We start from the raw sequence: 6,025 nt of genomic DNA on the forward strand, positions 1-6,025 counted from the left end.
CGGCCGCGCTCGTGACGGCGCATCTGAAGTTCTCGCTCCCCTACCGCGCCCTCTTTCACACAGGTGCTGCGACCCGACACCGCCGGCCGGCTCGTCGACGCCCTCGCCGCGCTGCTCGTGCGCCTGCATACCGTCGGCTTCTTCTGGGGTGACGTGTCGCTGTCGAACACGCTCTTCCGACGGGATGCCGGGGCCTTCGCCGCCTACCTGGTCGACGCCGAGACCGGCGAGCTGCACGAGAGCGGCCTGACGCGCGGTCAGCGCGAGCACGACCTCGACGTCGCGCGCACGAACATCGCCGGCGAGATCATGGACCTCGAAGCCGGCGGTCGCCTCGAAGGCGGCGTGGATGCCGTCGCGATCGCCGACGGCATCATGTCGTCGTACCGCTCGCTCTGGGCGGCGCTGACCGACAAGGAGACCTTCGCCGCCGGCGAGGCCTGGCACATCACCGAGCGGGTCAAACGCCTGAACGATCTCGGCTTCGACATCGGCGAGATGTCGATCCGCACCACGCCGGACGGCACCACGGTGTCGATTCAGCCCAAGGTCGTCGACGCCGGCCACCACCAGCGGCGCCTTCTGCGTCTGACGGGACTGGACGTCGAGGAGAACCAGGCCCGGCGCCTGCTCAACGACATGGACGCGTTCCGTGCCCGCGTCTCGCGACTCGGCTCCGACGAGGAGATGGTGGCGCACGAGTGGCTCACCCGCGTGTTCGAACCCGTCGTGAAGGCGATCCCCTGGGATCTGCGCGCCAAACTCGAACCCGCCGAGGTGTTCCACCAGGTCCTCGAACACCGCTGGTACATGTCGCAAGCGCGAGGACAGTCGGTGCCGATCGCCGAGGTCGTCTCGTCCTACATCGACGACGTGCTGCGTCACCGCCGGGACGAGGCCACGGTGATGGGTCCCCCCACCGAGACGATGGCGATTCCGGTGATCACCTCGGCGATCTCGACGATCGACGACGACGAAGACGAGGACGTCGACTGGCGCGACCTGGTCTGAACCCGGCGAGAGAGCGCGTCAGTACCCGACGGTGAAGCGCCGGCGCGAGTGCTGCGGGTTCTCGATCTCGTCGAGCACCGCCACCGCGAGATCGGCGCCGGAGATGTAGGACTGCCCCTCGGCATCGGTGACGACGACATCGCCACCGACCCGGTAGGTGCCCGTCCGCTCGCCCGGGTTGAAGCCGCCGAAGCCGCCGGCGGGGTGGACGAAGAACCAGTCGCGACCGGTCTGCTCGCCCTGAAGGTCCTCCAGAACACCGATCATCTCCAGCGCCTCGGCCTTGAAGGCGTCGGGGAAGTCGACGTCGACGACGCGAGGGCCCTCGGGAGCGACGAGGCTCCCGCCGGCGCCGCCGATGACGCCCAGCCGCACGCTCTCGGGCAGCACGGTGTTCAGCGCCTCCAGGTTGGGCCGCACGAGGCCCTCCATCGCACCGCGCGGCGCGACGGCGCTGATGACCACGTCCGCGCCCTCCAGCTGCGTCACCAGCCCGGGGATGTCCAGCAGCGTCCCCTCGACGTAGGTCGCACCGGGCACGCGGTCTGCGGCCACCGACCGTGACACCGACAGCACGGTGTGCCCGCGGTCCACAGCCTCGGAGACGATGTGGCGACCGGCGAAGCCGGTGCCTCCCAGAACGGCGATGATGGCCATCTCAGTGCTTCCTTTCGGATCGGCGTGCAGGTGGAGCGGGCGTCACTCGGACGCGGCGCGGATGGTGGAGACCTGGTAGAGCGCGACGGATGCCGCGATGCCGGCGTTGAGCGACTCTGCGGCGGAGGAGATCGGGATCGACACGATCTGGTCGCACGTCTCGGTGACCAGCCGTGACAGCCCCTTGCCCTCCGAGCCGACGACGATGACGACGGGCCGATCTGCCAGTTCGAGCTGGGGCAGCGCGACGTCGCCGCCGCCATCGAGACCGAGCACGAACACGCCCTGCTTCTTGAACTCTTTGAGCGTCGTGGTCAGATTCGGTGCCATCGCGACCGGAACCCGCGCCGCGGCGCCGGCGCTCGTCTTCCACGCGGCCGAGTTGACGCCGGCCGAACGGCGCTGGGGAATGATGAGTCCCTGACCGCCGAAGGCGGCGGTGGAGCGGATGATCGCGCCGAGGTTGCGCGGATCGGTGATGCCGTCCAACGCGACCATCAGCGGCGTCTGCCCCTTTCCGATGATCTCCTCCAGCAGGTCCTGGGGGTGCGCGTACTCGTACGGCGGCACCTTGAGCGCCACACCCTGGTGCACGCCGTCGAAGCCGGCCATACGGTCGAGCTCGGGGCGGGTGACCTCCATCACGGGGATACCGCGCTGGGTCACGATCGACAGCATCTCCTTGACGCGATCGTCCATCTCGACGCGCTGGGCGATGTAGAACGCCGTCGCCGGGATGCGTGCACGCAGAGCTTCGAGCACGGAGTTGCGCCCGGTCACGTTCTCGGTGTCGTCACCGGCCTTGGCCTTCGGCGCGCGGGACGGCGCCGGCTTCTGACCGGGGCGCCCCTTGCCGCCGGCGGCGGCGTAGCGCTCCATGGCGGCCTTGCGCTTGCCGGCGACGTGCCAGCTGCGGTCCTCGGCCTTGGGAGTCGGCCCCTTGCCCTCGAGCGCCTTGCGTCCGTTGCCGCCCGTGCCCTTGAGTGGGCCCTTCTTCTTGCCCTTGCCCGCGGAGGGGTTGCCCGGCTTAGCCATCATTCAGACTCCAATGGGTCCCGTCGGGACCGTCCTCGAGGACGACGCCGGCCGCCGCGATCGCGTCGCGAAGACGGTCGGCGGCCGCCCAGTCCTTGTTCGCGCGCGCCTGCGCACGCTGGGTGATCATCGCTTGCAGCAGCGCGTCCAGGGCGCGCGCCTCGGCAGCACCTGCTTCGGGTCGCCATTTCGGGTCGGCCGGATTCATACCGAGAACGCCGGTCATGCGGCCCACTTCGACGAAAGCGCGGGCCGCGGCATCCCGATCGCCCGCATCCAACGCCGCGTTTCCGGCGCGCACGGTCTCGTGGACGACCGCGAGCGCCTGCGGAACGCCGAGGTCATCGTCCATCGCGGCAGCGAACGCCTCGGGGATATCGGCGGCCACCAGCGGCACCGCAGTGCCGAGCACCCGCGCGGCCCGCTGCTGGAACGTTCGGATGCGCTCGAGGGCCGCCTCGGCCTCGTCGAAGGATGCCGCGGTGAGATCGAGCGTGGACCGGTAGTGCGCCGCGCCGAGGGCGTAGCGCACGACGAGCGGGTCGCGGTCGGCCAGCACGTCCAGCGCGAGCAGATGATTGCCGAGCGACTTCGACATCTTCTGGTCGCCGACCGTGACCAGGCCGTTGTGCACCCAGTAGCGCGCGAACGCGTCGCCCGCCGCACGCGACTGCGCCAACTCGTTCTCGTGGTGCGGGAAGCGCAGGTCGATGCCGCCACCGTGGATGTCGAAGGAGGCACCCAGGTAGCGGCGGCTCATGGCAGAGCACTCGATGTGCCAGCCCGGCCTGCCCGGCCCCCAAGGACTCTCCCACACGGCATCTGTCGGCTCGTCGCTCTTGGCGCTCTTCCAGAGCGCGAAGTCGCGAGGGTCGCGCTTGCCGCGCGCGTCCGCGTCGGCCGCCGGCTCCATCGCGTCGATGCTCTGATGGGTCAACTCTCCGTAGGCGGACCACGAACGCACGTCGAAATAGACGTCAGCGGCCGCGGCGTAGGCATGACCGCGTTCGATGAGGGTGGCGATAAGCTCCTGCATCTGCGGGATCGACCCGGTCGCGCGAGGCTCGTAGGTCGGCGCGAGGATGCCGATCGCGGCATACGCGTACGCGAACTCGCGCTCCACGCGATACGCGAGCGCCCACCACGGCTCATCAGCGGTGGCGTTCTGCAACACCTTGTCGTCGATGTCGGTGATGTTGCGCACGAAGGTGACGCGCCCGAAGCGCCGGGTGAGCCAGCGACGCAGCAGATCGAAGGCGAGCGCCGCGCGCAGATGATGGATGCCGGGGCCGGACTGGACAGTCGGGCCGCACACGTACATGCTCACGTGGGTCGGATCCTGCGGCGCGAAGTCGCGCAACGCCTGCACCTGGGTGTCGTAGAGCCGGACCGTCACCGCACCAGCCTACCCGCGCGCGCGAGACGCGACAGCGGCGCGGGCGTGGGGGCTCACACGGAGTAGACGAGCGCGACGGCGAAGGCGGCGACGCCGTCGCCCGTTCCCGTATAGCCGAGCCCATCGGTCGTGGTCGCCGACACGGCGACGGGCGCACCGAGCGCCGCAGACAGGGCATGTTCGGCTTCCGCGCGGCGCGCGGCAAAGCGCGGGCGGCGCGCCTGCACCTGCACCGAGACGTTGCCGATCGAGAAGCCGGCGGCCTCCACCAGCTCCCGCGTGCGGGCCAGGAACGCCTCGGCGTGGGCGCCGGCGTACTGCGGTTGATCGGTTCCGAAATGGGTGCCGATGTCGCCGAGTCCCGCGGCGGCGAGCACGGCGTCCACGATGGCGTGCGCGACGGCATCCCCATCCGAATGACCGTGCAGCGAGGATTCACCGGGCCAGTGCAGTCCGGCCAGCCAGAGATCGCCGCTGCCGCCGACGGCATGCACGTCGGTGCCGACGCCGACGCGCGGCACCGGCGCGGTGCGCCCCACCGGCGCGACAGCCAGGAGGGCTCGCGCGCGGTCGAGATCGCCCGGAGTGGTGATCTTGAAGCTCCGCTCATCGCCGGGCACCGTCCACACCGGTGTTCCCATGCTCTGCACGAGTGCGGCGTCGTCGGTGTGCTCGGCGGATGCCGCGGCATAGGCCGCGTCGAGAATCGTGCGGCGGAATCCCTGCGGGGTCTGCGCGGCCGCCAGTTCGGAACGCTCGATCGCCTCGCGCACGCGATCGCCGGACACCCGTTTGACGGTGTCGACCACAGGAAGCACCGGAAGCACCGCATCTTTGCCGTCCGCGAGCGCATCGATGACGCGCGCGAACACCTCGGGCGGAGTCAGAGCCCGCGCGGCGTCATGGACCAGCACGCGCTCGACGTCGGGCCACACGGCCCGCAGTCCGGCAGCCACCGACTCCTGCCGGCTGAGCCCGCCGGCGACGACCGTGACCAGGTCGTGCCGTTCGCCGGCGACGGCGCGCGCCTCGGTCAGGGCGTCACCGACGCGGTCTGAGGGAGCGACGATCACGACCTGCGCGGCCGGCGCGGCGAACACACCCTCCAGCGCGTGGCGCAGAACCGTGTGGGTGTCGAGACCCACGAACGCCTTCGGAACGCCCGCGCCCAACCGCTGACCGGATCCAGCCGCGACGACGATCACGGCGGTGTGGGGCACGGGAACCAACGGGTCGCTCATGCACCCGACACTACCGACGTGGCGCGCCGTCTTCCGGCGGATGCCGTGATCAGCTCGCGAGAACCTCGTCGAGGACCCCCGAGGCGTGATCCTCATCGGCCTTCAGTGCCAGAGCGATCTCGGACACGAGGATCTGACGAGCTTTGGCCAGCATGCGCTTCTCACCGGCGGACAGGCCGCGGTCCTGGTCACGACGCCACAGGTCGCGAACGACCTCGCTCACCTTGATCACGTCGCCGGACGCGAGCTTCTCGAGGTTGGCCTTGTAGCGGCGCGACCAGTTGGTGGGCTCTTCGGTGAACGGTGCGCGCAGCACGTCGAACACCTTCTCGAGACCGTCCTTGCCGATCACGTCACGAACACCGACCAGGTCGACGTTGTCGGCAGGGACCTCGATGATGAGGTCTCCCTGCGTGACATTCAGCTTCAGGTACTTCTTGGTCTCGCCCTTGATGATCCGGTCCTTGACCTCGATGATCGTCGCGGCCCCGTGGTGCGGATAGACGACCGTCTCGCCAACCTCAAAAAGCATGCAGTTATGTCCTTTCGGCAAAGTCCAGAATACCACAGGCGACATACGCTAAGGTTCGCCGGCTGAGCATCCGCGGCGGGGACGCCGGGGTGGCGCCGCGTCGCGGCATAGAATGAGCACACACCGACTCGTCCAGGAGGATCCGTGAACACG

The 6,025-nt window shown here is 69.5% G+C and carries 5 protein-coding genes and 1 pseudogene; 1 reads left to right on the top strand and 5 read right to left on the bottom strand.

The features are described from left to right. Positions 1–1,011 (top strand): annotated as a pseudogene (locus I5I_RS01030) (DUF4032 domain-containing protein); the annotation flags it as partial. An 18-nt stretch (positions 1,012–1,029) separates the two neighbouring features. On the opposite strand, the gene I5I_RS01035 reads toward I5I_RS01030, so the two are convergent. From I5I_RS01035 to I5I_RS01055, 5 genes are read right to left on the bottom strand one after another with little or no spacing between them, the layout of a single operon-like run. Then, a complete protein-coding gene (locus tag I5I_RS01035; RefSeq protein WP_036315333.1) occupies positions 1,030–1,668 on the bottom strand; it encodes an NAD(P)-dependent oxidoreductase in 639 nt (212 codons plus the stop codon). Between the two features lie 42 nt (positions 1,669–1,710). Continuing rightward, positions 1,711–2,703, bottom strand: coding sequence for a 23S rRNA (guanosine(2251)-2'-O)-methyltransferase RlmB (gene rlmB / locus I5I_RS01040; RefSeq protein WP_036286382.1), 993 nt, complete (start codon positions 2,701–2,703; stop codon positions 1,711–1,713). Continuing rightward, positions 2,696–4,099: a cysteine--tRNA ligase gene (cysS, locus tag I5I_RS01045; protein ID WP_036315335.1), complete on the bottom strand. Its 1,404-nt coding sequence runs from the start codon at positions 4,097–4,099 to the stop codon at positions 2,696–2,698. The genes rlmB and cysS overlap by 8 nt, the downstream gene beginning before the upstream one ends. 53 nt (positions 4,100–4,152) lie before the next feature. Continuing rightward, positions 4,153–5,340: a 2-C-methyl-D-erythritol 4-phosphate cytidylyltransferase gene (gene ispD, locus I5I_RS01050; protein WP_036315337.1), complete on the bottom strand. Its 1,188-nt coding sequence runs from the start codon at positions 5,338–5,340 to the stop codon at positions 4,153–4,155. 49 nt (positions 5,341–5,389) lie between these two features. Then, the gene (locus I5I_RS01055) at positions 5,390–5,872 is read right to left on the bottom strand and encodes a CarD family transcriptional regulator (protein WP_005051117.1); all 483 of its coding nucleotides are present in this window, start codon (positions 5,870–5,872) and stop codon (positions 5,390–5,392) included. Positions 5,873–6,025: the final 153 nt, after the last annotated feature.

Origin of the sequence: Microbacterium sp. B24, assembly GCF_000333415.1 — a bacterium.
Classification (GTDB): Bacteria; Actinomycetota; Actinomycetes; order Actinomycetales; family Microbacteriaceae; genus Microbacterium.